Source organism: Lysobacter sp. GQ73, from assembly GCF_059758755.1.
In genome coordinates this window covers 140,720-155,562 of record NZ_JCAXEE010000010.1, presented here as the reverse complement: position 1 = coordinate 155,562, position 14,843 = coordinate 140,720, and the positions used below count along the sequence as shown (strand labels likewise).

Genomic DNA, 14,843 nt, shown 5'->3' with positions numbered 1-14,843 from the left:
GTTCGGAGACGATGGGCGATGCGGCCGCGACCAGCGTCGCGTCGGCGAATCCCTACATCCTCTCGGCGGTCTAGCTTACCCGATGCCCCGCATGCCCCCGATGCCGCCACCGGCCCGGCGCCGCGCAGGATGCGGCCATGAGAATCCACGAATGGCCGAGCGCGGAACGCCCGCGCGAAAAATTGCTCGCCCATGGCAGCGGCTCGCTGTCGGATGCCGAGCTGTTGGCGATCTTCCTGGGCTCGGGCCTGCGCGGCCAGGATGCGGTCGGCACCGCCCGCGCGCTGCTGACCGAGCACGGCCCCCTGCGCGAGCTGCTCGACCAGCCCCCGGCCCGGCTGGTCGGCATGCGCGGCATCGGCACCGCCCGCGCCTGCGCCCTCAAGGCCGCGCTGGAACTGGCCACGCGCTGCCTGCGCGCCGAACTCGACCGCGGCACCGCCCTGACCGATCCGGAGTCGGCCGGGCGCTACTTCGCCCAGCGCCTGCGCGGCCTGCAGCATGAGGTGTTCGCGGTGATGTTCCTCGATGCGCGCCACCGCGTAATCGGCTTCGAGGAAATGTTCCAGGGCACCATCAACGGCGCCGAGGTGCATCCGCGCGAAGTGGTCCGGCGCGCCCTGCAGCGCAATGCCGCGGCGGTGATCGTCGGCCACAACCACCCCAGCGGCAACGCCGAGCCCAGCCACGCCGACCGCGCGGTCACCGCCCGCCTGAAGGATTCCCTGTCCCTGGTCGATATCCGCCTGCTCGACCATTTCGTGATCGGCGACGGCCTGCCGATTTCGATGGCCGCGCGCGGCTGGGTTTGAGCCTGGAGCCTGGAGCCTGGAGCGAGGAGCGAGTAAGGAGGAGTGAGGAACGAGTACAGGCCGCTGGCACCGACCCGACCCGCCCGGGACGCCCCGCTCACTCCTCCGCACTCACTGCTGCCACCGCCCCGCTGAAGGAACGGGGAACAGGTAAAGGCCACTGGCTCCGACCCGACCCGACCCGACCCGACGGACGGCCCGCTCCGCTCACTCCTCACGCCTCCCCGCTCACTCCTAATCCCGTCCCGCTCCCGCCGCCCGGGCGGCCCCGGAAGCTAGTAAAATGCGCGGTTCCGTACCGCCTAGCGAAAGCGCAGCCCCTGTGAAAGCCACCCTCCATGCGCTCGTCGCGCAGGCCATCGACGCATTGCGCGCCGCCGGCACCGTGCCGGCCGACCTGTCCACGCCCGATTTCGTCATCGAGCGTCCCAAGACCCGCGCCCAGGGCGACTTCTCGACCAATGCCGCGATGCTGCTGGCCAAGCCGGCGCGCAGCAATCCGCGCGAGATCGCGCAGAAGCTGATCGATGCCCTGCCCGCCAGCGCCGACCTCGGCCGGGTCGAGATCGCCGGCCCGGGCTTCATCAACTTCCACGTCGACGAGGCCGCCTGGCGCCGCCAGCTCGGTGAGGCGTTGGCGCAGGGCGCGCTGTACGGCCGCAACGCCAGCGGCGGCGGCCGCCGCGCCGGCGTCGAATACGTCTCGGCCAACCCGACCGGCCCGCTGCACGTCGGCCACGGCCGCGCCGCGGTGATCGGCGACTGCATCGCGCGCGTGCTCGACGCCAACGGCTGGAACGTCGCGCGCGAGTTCTACTACAACGACGCCGGCGTGCAGATCAACAACCTGGCGATCTCGGTGCAGGCGCGCGCGCAAGGCCGCACGCCCGACGACGCCGGCTGGCCCGAGGACGGCTACCGCGGCGACTACATCGCCGACGTCGCCCGCGCCTATCTCGACGGCGCCACCGTCGAAGTCGACGGCCAGCGCATCACCGGCGCCGGCGATGTCGACGATCTCGACGCGATCCGCCGCTTCGCCGTGGCCTACCTGCGCCGCGAGCAGAACGCCGACCTGGCCGCCTACGGCGTCGGCTTCGACGTGTACTTCCTGGAAAGCTCGCTGTACGAGCAGCAGAAAGTCGAGGAAACCGTGCGCGAGCTGATCGCCCACGGCCATACCTACGAAGAAGGCGGCGCCCTGTGGCTGCGGTCGACCGATTTCGGCGACGACAAGGACCGCGTGATGCGCAAATCCGACGGCAGCTACACCTACTTCGTGCCCGATGTCGCGTATCACCTGAGCAAGTGGCAGCGCGGTTACGAACGCGCGATCACCGAACTCGGCGCCGACCACCACGGCTCGCTGGCGCGCGTGCGCGCCGGCCTGCAGGCGCTCGACGTCGGCATCCCGCAGGGCTGGCCCGAGTACGTGCTGCACCAGATGGTCACGGTGATGCGCGGCGGCGAGGAAGTGAAGCTCTCCAAGCGCGCCGGCAGTTACCTGACCCTGCGCGACCTGATCGACGAAGCCGGCCGCGACGCGGTGCGCTGGTTCCTGATCGCGCGCAAGCCCGATTCGCAGCTGACCTTCGACATCGACCTGGCGCGTTCGCAGTCGATGGACAACCCGGTCTACTACGTGCAGGTTTCGCACGCGCGCATGTGCGGCCTGATGCGCCAGCTCGCCGAGCGCGGCCTGTCCTACGACGCCGCGCACGGCCTGGCCCAGCCGCTGGACCTGAACGACGCCGCCGCGCACGAGTTGATCGTGACCCTGCTGCGTTATCCGGACGTGGTCGCGGTCGCCGGCCGCGACCTGGAACCGCACCAGATCGCCGGTTATCTGCTCGAGTTGGCGCAGACCTTCCAGACGTATTACAACGACCATCAGTTCCTGGTCGACGACGACGCCCAGCGCCATGCGCGCCTGGTGCTGGCCGCGGCGACGCGCCAGGTGCTCGCGAACGGTCTCGAATTGCTTGGGGTGAACGCCCCGGAGGTGATGTAAGTGGCAGCACGACGCGGAAAATCTCAGGCCAAGCGCAACCAGGGCAACGACAGCCTGCCGGGCTGGGCCTGGGGCGTGATCGGGCTGCTGCTGGGTGTCGTGTTGATCCTGGTCGCGCCCAAGTACTTCAAGTCCGACGGCGACGGCTTCTTCCGTCCGCAGCCGAACCCCGACGCCCAGCCGGCCGTGGTCGCCGCCGACGAGGAACCGGTCGCCTCGGAAGACAGCGGCGCGACGGCCAAGCCGGCGCGCAACGCCGACCCGGCCGACGACCGGGCCGGCAAGAACGACAAGGCCGACAAGGAAGGCCCCGACTACGACTTCTATACCCTGCTGCCGGGCAAGGAAGTCGAGATGAGCGACGCCGAGCTCGCCGCGACCGAGGCCGCCGAGGAGCAGCGCCGCGCCGCCCAGCAGCGCCGCAATGCGCAGACCGCCGCGACCCAGCCGCAGCCGGTGCAGGCCGCGACCGCGGCGCAGACCGCGCCGCCGCCCCGGGCACCGGCCTCCGCCTCGACCGGCACCGCGACCGCCGTCAGCCTGCCCAGGCCGGTCGACACCATCGCGGCCGAGCCGACCCGTCCGGCCGCGCCGCCGGTCCAGGTCGCCAGCGCGACGCCTCCGCCGAGCAGCTCGGTCACGCCCAAGCCGCCGGCCGTTGCCGCGACCCAGGGCAACGCCAAGCCGGTCGCCGCTCTCAACGACAACACCCGCTACCTGCTCCAGGCCGGCGCCTTCCAGGCTTCGGGACAGGCCGAGGAGATGAAGGCCAAGATCGCGATGCTCGGCCTCGGCGCGCGGGTCGAATCGGCGCAGATCAGCGGCAAGACCGTTTACCGCGTGCGCATGGGGCCCTACGGCACCGCCAGCGACCTGGCCGATGCCAAGCGCAAGCTCGCCGACGGCGGACTGCCCGGCATGGCGATCAAGGTGCAGTAAGCCTGCGTCGCCGCGGCGACATGCGAAACGGCCGGGCCGCAAGCCCGGCCTTTTTATTGGCCGGTTTCATTCGACAGGATCGATGGGACTCGGCCTCTGCCGCCAGGGTCGATCGCGCACGCAAGCCGTGCGCGTGCTCGCGCAGTCGGTGGCCGGCCGGACTACGCGCGATTCCAACCGGCGCTCGCAGCCGTGCGCGGCTGCAACCGCAATGGATGCGTCCGCCGCGTCTGCCGTCACCAGGCGCGAACCGCCGGCAAAAACTGCCGTACCGCGTCACCGCGCGTCGGCGCAGCGCCACCTTCCGGCAGCGCGCCCGGCCACAGCGCGACGCCGGTCACCCTGCGTCGCGACGGCGCCGAAGTAGACTGCGGCCGCTACGTAGTCGTTGGGGATCGGATGGACAAGCGCATTCTTCTGGGCTGCCTGAGTGCGGCAGGCGTGCTGTTGTTGTTCGGCATTTTCATCAAGTTCCTCGGCCTGGACGCCAGCCAGACGATCGAGACCGGCGCCGGCGCGATTCCGCTGCTCGACGTGTTCGGAGCCCTGATCGCCATGGGCATCGGCGGCGCGATCGCGCGCCACGCGCATTTCCGCTGGATCGCCCTGCTGCTGATGGTGGCGATGTGGGTGCTGACCCTGTGGACGGTCGTCTCGATGGCCCTGCCCGACAGCCCGCTGCCGATGCGCTCGCTGGCCGGCGCGCTGCGCTACAACGCGGCCGCCATCGTCCTGACCGTCGTCGCCGCTTTCGCCGGCGCGATCCTCGGCGAGCGAATCGCGCAACGGCGCGACCGGCCGGCCGCGCGCTGAGCGGCGCCTGCGTTCAGCCCTCGCGTCGCGCGCTCGCAGGCAGGACTCGCACCGCGCGAGCATCGCCGCGACGCAACGTCCGCATCTGCGAGGCAACAAAAAAACCCGCACGCGGTCGCGTGCGGGCTTTCGGTTCGCTGAAACCCGGGCTCGCGCTCAGGCTTCGAGGCTGGCCGCGCTGTCCGGCGCCGGGTCCGAGGCTCCGACCGCCGCCACCGGCCGCACGCGCTTGAGCGCGATCAGCGCCGAGGTGTCCGACTCGCCGTAACCGCGTTCGATCAGCTCGGCGTAATCGGCTACGGCCTGGTCGATGGTCTGGGTGCGGATGCCGCTGTCGCGGGCGATGCCCTGGACGATGCGCAGGTCCTTGAGCATGTGCAGGCACTTGAAGCCGGGCGCGAACTCGTCGCGCAGCATGGTCGCGCCGCGCTTGTCGAGGAACCAGTTGCTGGCCGCACCGGCCATCAGGGTCGGCAGCAGACGTTCCGGATCCAGGCCGAGCTTCTCGCCGAGCGCCAGGCCTTCGCAGACTGCCTCATTGATGCCGGCGACCAGGATCTGGTTGATGGCCTTGGTCGCCTGGCCGGCGCCGGTCGCGCCCATGTGGGTGATGCGCGCGGCATAAGCGTCGATCACGTCGCGCACGCGTTCGAGCTGGGCTTCGTCGCCGCCGACCATGATCGACAGCTTGCCGTTGCGCGCGCCCTCGACGCCGCCGGACACCGGTGCATCGAGGAAGCCGATGTCGTGCACCGCCAACAAGGCGGCGGCGCGGCGCGCGGTTTCGACCGACACCGTGGAATGGTCGACCACGATCGCGCCGGGCTTGAGCACTTCGGCCAGGGCCGCGACGTTCTCCAGCACGTCGGCGTCGAGCGATACGCACAGCACGACCAGATCGCAATCGGCGAAATTGGCCGCCGAGCGGGCGGCGCGTACGTCCAGCTCCGAGGCCAGCGCATCGGCCTTGGCCTGCGTCCGGTTGCCGACCGCGGTCAGCACGCCCTTGCTATGCACGTAACGCGCCATCGGCGCGCCCATGGCTCCCAGACCAATCACCCCTGCTTTCATTTCGACCTTCTGCCCGTTCGGGCGCTGATATTGCAAAAAAACCATGGTGCCGCCGTCGGCGTACCGCCCGATCGGCTGGGGACAATACCGCGATCCCGCCCGCCCGTCGTGCGACCGGCGTGGCCGGGCGACGTCGATGCGTCCCAGTCTGGGTCTCCGAGGTCCCCTGCTGCCTGAACGCGCCAAGCCGCGCGCAGTGAACCCGGCCTGCGCCGCCCGACCCGCGCGCTCAGGCCGGGCTCAGACCTGCCATTCGTAGACCTCGATCCGCGATGAGCCGCTCAGGTGCAGCGGGTCGCGGAACGCCATCACCCGGGCCTCGTCGAGGTCCGATGCGCGCAGCACGTAAGCGCCGCCGCTCTTGTCGCCGAAGCCGCCGGCCAGTTCCAGCCGGCCTTGCCCGCGCAATTCGTCGAGGAAATCCCGGTGCGGCCCGATCTGCGCCGTATCGAATTGCGGCAGACGCATGGCCATGACCAGATAGCGATTCGTCGTCATCGTTCAGGCCAGCGGTGCGTCGTCGAGATAGGTGTAGCCGGTCAGGCCGGTTTCCAGCGCCGCGTCGAGACGGCGCGCCTCCTCGGCCGGCAGATTGGCCGCGGCGACCTTGCTGCGATACGCCTCGCGCAAGTCGGCCAGCTTGTAGCCGACGTAGTCGAGCATGACGTCGGTGGTGTCGCCGCGGCGCTGCTGGGCGAGGCGGTAGCCGTCGCCGTCCACGCGCACTTCGACCGCGTCGGTGTCGCCGAACAGGTTATGGATGTCGCCGAGGATTTCCTGGTAGGCGCCGACCAGGAAAAAGCCGAGGCGATAGCTTTCGCCCGGCCTCAGGGCGTGCAGCGGCAGGGAGGTGTCCAGCCCTTCGTTCTCGACGTAGGTGTCGATCTTGCCGTCCGAGTCGCAGGTCAAATCGGCGATCACGCCGCGCCGGTCCGGCACTTCGTTCAGGCGCTCGATCGGCGCGATCGGGAACACCTGGTCGATCGCCCACACGTCCGGCATCGACTCGAACACGCTGAAATTGACGAAATACTTGTCGACCAGGCGTTCGTTCAATTCGTCGAGCAAGTCGCGATGGCTCTTCTCGCTGCCGTCCAGGCGCGCGCGCACCGCATGCGCGATCGCATAGAACAGATCGTCGATGCGCGCGCGATGAGTCAGGTCGATCTGGCCGAGCGCATACAGCGACAGGCCCTCGCCGTGGTGGTGCTGAGCCTCGTGGAACAGCTCCACCGCCGGGCGCTGGTCGAGCTCGCCATGGATCTCGCGCAAGTGACGGATCACCGCCGGCTCGTCGTCGTGGGCCGGCGGCACGCGGCCTTCCGGCGCCTCCTCGATCTCCGAGACGTTGGCGACCAGCACCGCGTGGTGCGCGGTCATCGCGCGGCCGCATTCGGTGACCAGGCGCGGCGGGGTCAGGCCGTATTCCTGGCAGGCCTCGGCGAGCGGCTGGATGATGTTCGAGGCGTACTGGTTGACGCCATAGTTGATCGAGCAATAGCTGCGCGAACGGGTGCCTTCGTAGTCGATGCCGAGGCCGCCGCCGACGTCCATGTAGCGCACGTTGGCGCCGAGCTTGGACAGTTCGACGAAATAGCGGGTCGCCTCGCGCATGCCGTTGGCGATATCGCGCACGTTGGAGATCTGCGAGCCCATGTGGAAATGCAGCAGGCCCAGGCAATCCTGCAGGCCGTTGTCGCGCAACTGCTTCCACAGGTCCAGCACCTGGCGAGGACTGAGGCCGAACTTGGCCTTGTCGCCGCCGCTGTTCTGCCATTTGCCGGCGCCGAGCGAGGCCAGCCGCATGCGCACGCCGAGGCCCGGCTTCACCCCGAGCGCCTTGGCTTCCTCGAACACCACCTGCAGCTCGGAGGGCTTCTCGACGACGATGTAGGTCTCCATGCCGAGCTTGCGGCCGATCAGGGCCAGGCGGATGTACTCGCGATCCTTGTAGCCGTTGCAGACGATCAGGCCGCCGGGCCGGCTCAGCGCCAGCACCGCCATCAGCTCGGGCTTGCTGCCCGCTTCCAGGCCGAAACCTTCGCCGGCGTGCGAGGCCAGCGTGCCGGCCACGCCCTGGTGCTGGTTGACCTTGATCGGATACACCGCGGTGTAGCCGCCGGCGTAGTCCCAGTCGCGCATCGCCTGGGCGAACGCGCTCTGCAGCTTGCCGAGGCGGTCGCCGAGGATGTCCGGGAAGCGCACCAGCATGGGCAGCTTGGCGCCGGCCGCCCGGGCGGCATCGACCACCTCGGGCAGCGCCACGGTCGGGCCGCGCTCGCCGCGCGGGCTCACCGCGATCCGGCCGGCCGCATCGATGTCGAAATATCCTTCGGACCAGTGGGGGATCGAGTAGGTCTTGCGGGCCTGATCGAGCGACCAGTCGGACATCGGCGTGTTACCGGACAGTGTGGGGAACACGCATTCTACAGGCCGCATCCCCGCTGGGGACCGGGGGCCGGCGCCGGCGCCGGGCCGGATCGGCAAACCCCGGGCGATCGCGACCTGCGTTCATACAGTCCGTTTCATATGGGTCCGCTACAATCCGCGCCCCCGGCCCCGAAAAGCCAGGCCCCGAAACCCGCTGCCGGCCAGGCGCGCCCGCGCCGGCCCGATCCAGCGATCCCGCGGCAGCGGCGCCCGACGCCGCCCCACGCAGCACGCCCAATCCGCACGGCCTTTACCAGGAAGCAACGGCATGACTACCGAACCGACGTGGCATTACGAAAACTTCGAGCCGACCGGCTCGTCCATCGGCTACCGCGTCACCCGCAAGCTCGATGAGGTCCAGTCGCCGTTCCAGAAGATCGAGATCTTCGAGACGACCGACTGGGGCAACCTGATGTTGATCGACGGCGCGGTGATGCTGACCACGCGCGACAACTTCCTGTACCACGAGATGATGTCGCACCCGGCGCTGTTCACCCATCGCGCGCCGAAGAACGTGGTCATCATCGGCGGCGGCGACTGCGGCACCCTGCGCGAAGTGCTCAAGCACGACGGCGTGACCGAGGCCGTGCAGTGCGACATCGACGAGCAGGTCACCCGCATGGCCGAAAAGTGGTTCCCGGAACTGTGCGACCGCAACGACGACCCGCGCGCGCAACTGCTGTTCGACGACGGCATCGCCTACATGGCCAACCGCGCGCCCGACAGCGTCGACCTGATCATCGTCGACTCCACCGACCCGGTCGGCCCGGCCGAAGGCTTGTTCAACAAGGCCTTCTACGACAGCTGCTTCCGCGCCCTGCGCGAGGACGGCATCCTGGTCCAGCAATCCGAATCGCCGCTGATGCTGATCGAGCTGATCAAGGAAATGCGCACCGAAATGGGCAAGGCGGGCTTCAAGACCTTCAAGACCCTGCCCTTCCCGCAGCCGTGCTACCCGACCGGCTGGTGGAGCTGCACCCTGGCGCGCAAGGGCGGGGATTTCGAATTCCGCGAAGCCGACGCCCAGGCCAAGACCTTCGCCAGCAAGTACTACAATGCCGGCATCCACCGCGGCGCGCTGTCGACCCCGGCCTTCGTGGCCGAGGCCCTGGGCGAGTAAGGCCCGCGCGGCGCGTCGACCCGCGCCTGGCGTCGGTCGAGAAAAGAAAAGCCCCGCTCGCGCGGGGCTTTTTTATGCATGCAATCCGCTTCGTGTCGCGCTCGGCGGCCAACCGCCCTTCGCGGATCGGCGACGCTTTACTCCTGCGGCCTCACCCCGAGATAGGCGCCGGCGACGTACTCGGTGATCCAGGGGTTGTCGTCCTCCAGTTCGAACGCCCGATCGAACATCCGCTCCGCGGTCGCGCGGTCGCCCTGCAATAGATAGTGCGCCCCGACCTCGGCATGCGCCTTGGCGTCGTCGTGGTTGCTGGCGATGAAGCGGTCGAACAGCGGCTTCGCCTTCGCCCACTCGCCGGCTTCCGCATACACGCGCGCGATGCGATACACATCGCTGTCCTCGTGCTTGCCCGAGAGAATCGCATCGAACACCGACTGCCCCTGCGGCTTCAGACCGCCGAGGTAATACACCCGGCCCGCGCCGATCCGCTCCCAGCTACCGTTCTTGCCGGCCTGCACCAACGCGAACTCCAGCAGCGCCTTGGCCGCCGCTTCCGGCGCCTTCTGGCGGTACGTCGCGGCCGTGGGCTGCGACTTCTTCGCCGCCTGGCTCGCGCCGATGCCACAGCCGAAAAGAACCACGGCCATCGCCGTCATTATGTGTGCCTTCATGCAACGCTTCCCCCTGTTGGAAACCGAACCATATCAGCTGGCGGCAGGCCTCCGCTTCTGCGCTGAGAATGCTTTCGGCGTACCGCAGGCGGGCCGATCCGGCCGTCAGGCCGCCACGCCGAACAACTTCGCCATGCCGACATTCAAACCGTAGCCGCCGACGGTCAGCACGGCGAACAGCACCGCGGCGAGCAGCATCGGTTTCGGGCCGGCTTGGCGGATCGCGCCTACGTGCGTACGCAAGCCCAACGCGGCCATCGCCATCGCCAGCAGCACGGTGTCGACCTGCACGATCGCGGCCTTCCACGGCTCCGGCAACAGGTGCAGCGAGTTGAAACCGCTGACCGCGACGAACCACAGCGCGAACCAGGGCACCACGATCTTCGACTTCGCCGCGCCCGGCGCGGCGCGGATGCGCGAGGACAGCAGCAACAGGAACGGCGCCAGCAGCATCACCCGCAGCATTTTCTCGATCACCGCCGCCGAGGCCGCCGATTCGCCGACCGCGCGGCCGGCGACGACCACCTGGGCGACTTCGTGGATGGTCGAGCCGGCATAGACGCCGTAGGCGTGTTCGCTGAGCCCCAGGCAGGGGTAAAGCATCGGGTAGACGAACATGCCGAGAGTGCCGAACACCACCACGGTGGCGACCGCGACCGACACCTTGTGCGCCTGTGCGCGCACCACCGGCTCGGCCGCCATCACCGCGGCGGCGCCGCAGATCGCGCTGCCGGCGCCGATCAGCATCGAGGTCTCGCGGTCGAGCTTGAGCCAACGCGTGCCCAGCCAGGTCGCCAGGCCGAACACGCCGGCGACCACGACCACATCGATCGCCAGGCCGGCCACGCCGACCCCGGCGATCTCCTGGAAGGTCACCCGGAAGCCGTACAGGACGATGCCGAGCCGCAACAGGCTGCCCTTGCTGAAGTCCACGCCGCTGCCGGCGGCGGAAGCGAGCGTGGGGAAGACGCTGTTGCCGACGGCGATGCCGAGCACGATCGCCAAGGTCAGCGCGCTCAGCCCCCAGGCCTGCAGGGCCGGCAGCGAGGCCAGCGCCATCGCCGTTGCGGCGATCGCCGCCACCAGCGCCAGCCCCGGCCACAATCCCGGCGGGCGGACCAGGCCCGGTTGCGGGGAGGCGGCGGGCGAAGACGGGTTCAGCACGGACACGGCGGGGAACTCCAGGCAGCGGCAGGTCGAAAGCGGCGCCAAGGTAGGCCCGCGCGCCCGGGGAGTCCAATACATATAATTCAAGTATCCATGAACTGAGCTCATGCCATGAACCTGCACCTGTTGCGCGTGTTCCTGACCGTGGTCGAGCAGCAGAGCTTTTCGCGCGCGGCCGAGGCCTTGTTCGTCAGCCAGTCGGCGGTGTCGAAAGCGGTGCGCGAACTCGAACACCAGCTCGACCTGCCGCTGATCGAACGCGGCGGCGCCGACGCCAAGGCGGTGCGCGGCGTGCAGCTGACCGATCACGGTCGCGCGGTGTCCGAACATGCGCGGGCGATCTTCGCCCTGGAACGCATCGCCAGCGAGGACGTGCGCGACCGGGTCGAGCTGCGTCAGGGCAGCCTGCGCATCGGCGCCAGCACCACGGTGGCGGCATACTGGCTGCCGCAGAGCCTCGGCCCGTTCGTGCGCCGCCATGCCGGGCTGACCGTCGAACTGGTGGTCGGCAACACCGAGCAAATCAGCCGCGCGGTGGTCGATTGCCGGGTGGACGTCGGTTTCGTCGAAGGCGCGGTCGGGGATGCGCGCATCCAGTCCACGCTATGGCGCAGCGAGTCTTTACGCCTGATCGCCGCCGCCGACAGCCCCCTGGGCGCGAGGCGCCGTCCGTCCCTGGCCGAACTCGCGCGCCAGACCTGGCTGGTGCGCGAACAGGGCTCGGGCACGCGCCAGGTCGCGCAATCGCTGTTCGCCGCGCGCGGCATCGCCCCGGCACGGGTGATCGAGATCGGCAGCAACGAAGCGATCGCGCACGCGGTCGCCGCCGATGCCGGCATCGCCCTGTTGCCGGAAACCGTGGTCGCCGACCTGATCACCATGCGGCGGGTGCGCACGATCAAACTCGACGAAGACGCGTCGATGACCCGCCCGCTGTATCGCCTGGAACTGGTCAATCGCCCGCGCGCGCCGGCGCTGCAGGCTTTTCTCGATCAGGGCGGGGGCGCGGGCCCTGCATTGCACGCGCGCAAGCCGGTTCGACGCCGCTAGCTGGCGTTCAGCCTGAACGATCGTCGGCTCGCTCGCGGCCGGGCGATGGCCGCAGCGACTCATCGCAGCCGCGCCGGCAGCCCCAGCCGGGCTGCGCTTACAGCGCGTCGCCGTCCATTTCGCCGGTGCGGATGCGTACCGCGCGTTCGAGATCCCAGACGAAGATCTTGCCGTCGCCGATCTTGCCGGTGCCGGCCGCCTTCATGATCGCCTCGACCACGGTGTCGACCTGATCGTCGGTCACCGCGACTTCGAGCTTGATCTTGGGCAGGAAATCGACCACGTACTCGGCACCGCGGTACAGCTCGGTATGCCCCTTCTGGCGCCCGAAGCCCTTGACCTCGGTCGCGGTGATCCCGGCCACGCCGGCCTCGGCCAGCGCCTCGCGCACGTCGTCGAGCTTGAACGGCTTGATCACCGCCATGACCATCTTCATCGTCGATCTCCTCGCAATCGGGCGAAGGATAACGTGCCACGGCGTCGCGACCTAGGTCCGACGCGGGTCACGCCGCCCGTCGGACGGCGTTCACACCGTCTCCGCGCGCTGCGTTGGACGATGAGGACAAAGCGCTTGCGGGCCTCGCCGGCGCCGTGATGTAGTGACCGCGTCATCCACTTCGGACTTTTCCGACAACCCGCCACGGCCCCGGCCGACGGCGCGGTCCCGGTCCGGCGGTCAAGCTGACCCCATTGCCGGAGGAGCTTTCCCCACATGATCGACCTGAACTACATCGACGACCTCGCCCGCCGCCTCAGCTCCCTGCTTCCCCCGGGCTTGCGCGAAAGCCGCGAGGAAATACAGCAGAACTTCAAGTCCGTACTGCAGACCGGCCTGTCCAAGCTCGAGCTGGTCACCCGCGAGGAGTTCGAAGTCCAGCGCGCGGTGTTGCTGCGCACCCGCGAAAAGCTCGACGAACTCCAGCGCACCGTCGCCGAGCTCGAAGCGCAACTCGACAACGCCTCCACCCCCCAGCACTGAGCCCCGCCATGAACCTGGCACTCGTGCACAGCCGTGCGCGATCGGGCGTCCGTGCGCCCGCGGTCCGAGTCGAGGTCCATCTCGGCGGCGGCCTGCCGAGCATGTCGATCGTCGGCCTGCCCGAAGCGGCGGTGCGCGAAGCCAAGGACCGGGTCCGCGCCGCGATCCAGTGCGCGCAGTTCGAATTTCCGCAGCGCCGCATCACCGTCAACCTGGCCCCGGCCGACCTGCCCAAGGACGGCGGCCGCTACGACCTCGCCATCGCCTTGGGCATCCTCGCCGCGAGCGGGCAGATCCCGCTCGAAGCGCTCAACGAATACGAATTCCTCGGCGAACTCGGCCTGACCGGCGAGTTGCGCGCGATCGACGGCGTGCTGCCGGCCGCGCTCGCGGTCGCCGCGCTCGGGCGCCGCCTGATCGTGCCGGCCGGCAACGGCGCCGAGGCCGCGCTCGCCAGCCGCGTCGAAGCGCGCACCGGCCGCACCCTGCTCGAAGTCTGCGCCATGCTGTGCGGCCAGGCCGAACTGCCGCAGGCCCAGGCCGCGCCGTTGTTGCGACCGCCCGGCCTGGACATGCGCGATGTGCGCGGTCAGGCGCAGGCGCGGCGCGCGCTCGAAATCGCCGCCGCGGGCGGCCACCACCTGTTGCTGATCGGCCCGCCCGGCTGCGGCAAGACCCTGCTCGCCTCGCGCCTGCCCGGCCTGCTGCCCGAGGCCAGCGAGGAGGAAGCGCTGGAGACCGCCGCGATCGCCTCGGTCGCCGGCGGCGCGCATGGCCACGGCCTCAACCCGGCACGCTGGCGCGAACGCCCGTTTCGCTCGCCGCACCACACCGCCAGCGCGGTGGCCCTGGTCGGCGGCGGCGCCGATCCGCGTCCCGGCGAGATTTCGCTCGCCCATCAGGGGGTGCTGTTTCTCGACGAACTGCCCGAGTGGGAGCGGCGCGCCCTGGAAGTACTGCGAGAGCCGCTGGAGTCCGGCGTGGTCACGGTCTCGCGCGCGGCGCGCAGCGCCGAGTTCCCGGCGCGCTTCCAACTGGTGGCGGCGATGAACCCCTGCCCCTGCGGCTGGGCCGGCGACAGCAGCGGGCGCTGCCGTTGCGCCGGCGAAGCGATCCGCCGTTACCGCGCGCGCATCTCCGGGCCCTTGCTCGACCGCATCGATCTGCACATCGAAGTGCCCCGCCTGCCGTCCTCGGCGCTGCGCCCCGACCAGCCCTGCGGCGAAAGCAGCGCCGCCATCCGCGAGCGCGTCGTCGCCGCGCGCCAACGCCAGGCGGCGCGCTGCGGCAAAAGCAACGCGCAACTCAGCCAGGCCGAGACCACCGCGACCTGCGCCATCGGCGCCTCCGACCATGCCCTTCTCGAACGCGCCGTCGACGCCTTGCAACTGTCGGCGCGGTCGATGCACCGCATCCTGCGGGTCGCCCGCACCATCGCCGACCTCGCCGAGAGCCCGCACATCGCCACGGCGCATTTGACCGAGGCGATCGGGTATCGGCGAGGGGAGCGGGAGGTTGGTGTTTAGCCACGGCGTGCAAAAAGGATTGTGGCGGACTCGCAGCAGCCGTTCGGCTCTGGGCAGCACCACGGCGACCACGCCCCCTACGAAGCGTCTAACGACATAGTCTCAGGCGAATTTGGCCTAACCGCGAGTCGCACTATTTTCCCGAGTCGCCCGCGGCATCACTTTATGCCTCAGTGCTGCCAGCGCCCCGCCGGCATCGGGCACGCACGCACATGGGGCACGCCGCGATGGCTCCTCCCAGCAATCGGCTCATC

14 protein-coding genes are annotated in these 14,843 nt (G+C 69.6%); 8 read left to right on the top strand and 6 right to left on the bottom strand.

The genetic code is table 11. From position 1 onward, the window contains the following. Positions 1–137: 137 nt before the first annotated feature. The 4 genes from radC (at position 138) to AC6CH2_RS21620 (ending at position 4,575) form a co-directional block, all read left to right on the top strand. Positions 138–812: a RadC family protein gene (gene radC, locus AC6CH2_RS21635; protein ID WP_435396895.1), complete on the top strand. Its 675-nt coding sequence runs from the start codon at positions 138–140 to the stop codon at positions 810–812. A gap of 322 nt (positions 813–1,134) precedes the next feature. Beyond that, positions 1,135–2,823 carry an arginine--tRNA ligase gene (gene argS / locus AC6CH2_RS21630; protein WP_498271020.1) on the top strand — a complete coding sequence of 563 codons (1,689 nt, stop codon included), beginning with the start codon at positions 1,135–1,137 and terminating at the stop codon, positions 2,821–2,823. Next, positions 2,824–3,762, top strand: a complete 939-nt coding sequence (locus AC6CH2_RS21625) for an SPOR domain-containing protein (protein ID WP_498271019.1) — start codon at positions 2,824–2,826, stop codon at positions 3,760–3,762. A gap of 399 nt (positions 3,763–4,161) precedes the next feature. Beyond that, complete coding sequence (locus tag AC6CH2_RS21620; protein ID WP_498271018.1) at positions 4,162–4,575, top strand: hypothetical protein; 414 nt, start codon at positions 4,162–4,164, stop codon at positions 4,573–4,575. A 156-nt stretch (positions 4,576–4,731) separates the two neighbouring features. Here the strand turns inward: AC6CH2_RS21620 and AC6CH2_RS21615 are convergent, their stop codons facing one another. The 3 genes from AC6CH2_RS21615 to speA all read right to left on the bottom strand — a co-directional run bounded on the left by AC6CH2_RS21615 (position 4,732) and on the right by speA (position 8,037). Next, on the bottom strand, positions 4,732–5,691 hold the full coding sequence (locus AC6CH2_RS21615; protein WP_498271017.1) for an NAD(P)-dependent oxidoreductase: 960 nt from the start codon (positions 5,689–5,691) through the stop codon (positions 4,732–4,734). Between the two features lie 195 nt (positions 5,692–5,886). Then, entirely contained in the window at positions 5,887–6,144 is a 258-nt protein-coding gene (locus AC6CH2_RS21610) for a YciI family protein (protein ID WP_498271016.1), read from the bottom strand. A gap of 3 nt (positions 6,145–6,147) precedes the next feature. Continuing rightward, positions 6,148–8,037, bottom strand: a complete 1,890-nt coding sequence (gene speA / locus AC6CH2_RS21605; protein WP_498271015.1) for an arginine decarboxylase — start codon at positions 8,035–8,037, stop codon at positions 6,148–6,150. Positions 8,038–8,344: 307 nt separating this feature from the next. On the opposite strand from speA, the gene speE reads away from it, so the two are divergent. Further along, positions 8,345–9,196, top strand: a complete 852-nt coding sequence (gene speE, locus AC6CH2_RS21600) for a polyamine aminopropyltransferase (protein WP_498271014.1) — start codon at positions 8,345–8,347, stop codon at positions 9,194–9,196. Positions 9,197–9,333: 137 nt separating this feature from the next. Here the strand turns inward: speE and AC6CH2_RS21595 are convergent, their stop codons facing one another. Together AC6CH2_RS21595 and AC6CH2_RS21590 are read right to left on the bottom strand one after the other, a co-directional pair. Beyond that, on the bottom strand, positions 9,334–9,867 hold the full coding sequence (locus AC6CH2_RS21595) for a tetratricopeptide repeat protein (protein WP_498271013.1): 534 nt from the start codon (positions 9,865–9,867) through the stop codon (positions 9,334–9,336). A 105-nt stretch (positions 9,868–9,972) separates the two neighbouring features. Further along, complete coding sequence (locus AC6CH2_RS21590; RefSeq protein WP_498271032.1) at positions 9,973–10,989, bottom strand: YeiH family protein; 1,017 nt, start codon at positions 10,987–10,989, stop codon at positions 9,973–9,975. A 156-nt stretch (positions 10,990–11,145) separates the two neighbouring features. On the opposite strand from AC6CH2_RS21590, the gene AC6CH2_RS21585 reads away from it, so the two are divergent. After that, positions 11,146–12,084: a LysR substrate-binding domain-containing protein gene (locus AC6CH2_RS21585; protein WP_498271012.1), complete on the top strand. Its 939-nt coding sequence runs from the start codon at positions 11,146–11,148 to the stop codon at positions 12,082–12,084. A 97-nt stretch (positions 12,085–12,181) separates the two neighbouring features. Here AC6CH2_RS21585 and AC6CH2_RS21580 read toward each other — a convergent pair whose 3' ends face one another. Next, on the bottom strand, positions 12,182–12,520 hold the full coding sequence (locus AC6CH2_RS21580) for a P-II family nitrogen regulator (RefSeq protein WP_031371341.1): 339 nt from the start codon (positions 12,518–12,520) through the stop codon (positions 12,182–12,184). A gap of 276 nt (positions 12,521–12,796) precedes the next feature. Here AC6CH2_RS21580 and ubiK point away from each other — a divergent pair, with 276 nt between their 5' ends. Next, positions 12,797–13,063: a ubiquinone biosynthesis accessory factor UbiK gene (gene ubiK, locus AC6CH2_RS21575; protein ID WP_498271011.1), complete on the top strand. Its 267-nt coding sequence runs from the start codon at positions 12,797–12,799 to the stop codon at positions 13,061–13,063. A gap of 8 nt (positions 13,064–13,071) precedes the next feature. Then, positions 13,072–14,589, top strand: a complete 1,518-nt coding sequence (locus AC6CH2_RS21570) for a YifB family Mg chelatase-like AAA ATPase (RefSeq protein WP_498271010.1) — start codon at positions 13,072–13,074, stop codon at positions 14,587–14,589. Positions 14,590–14,843: the final 254 nt, after the last annotated feature.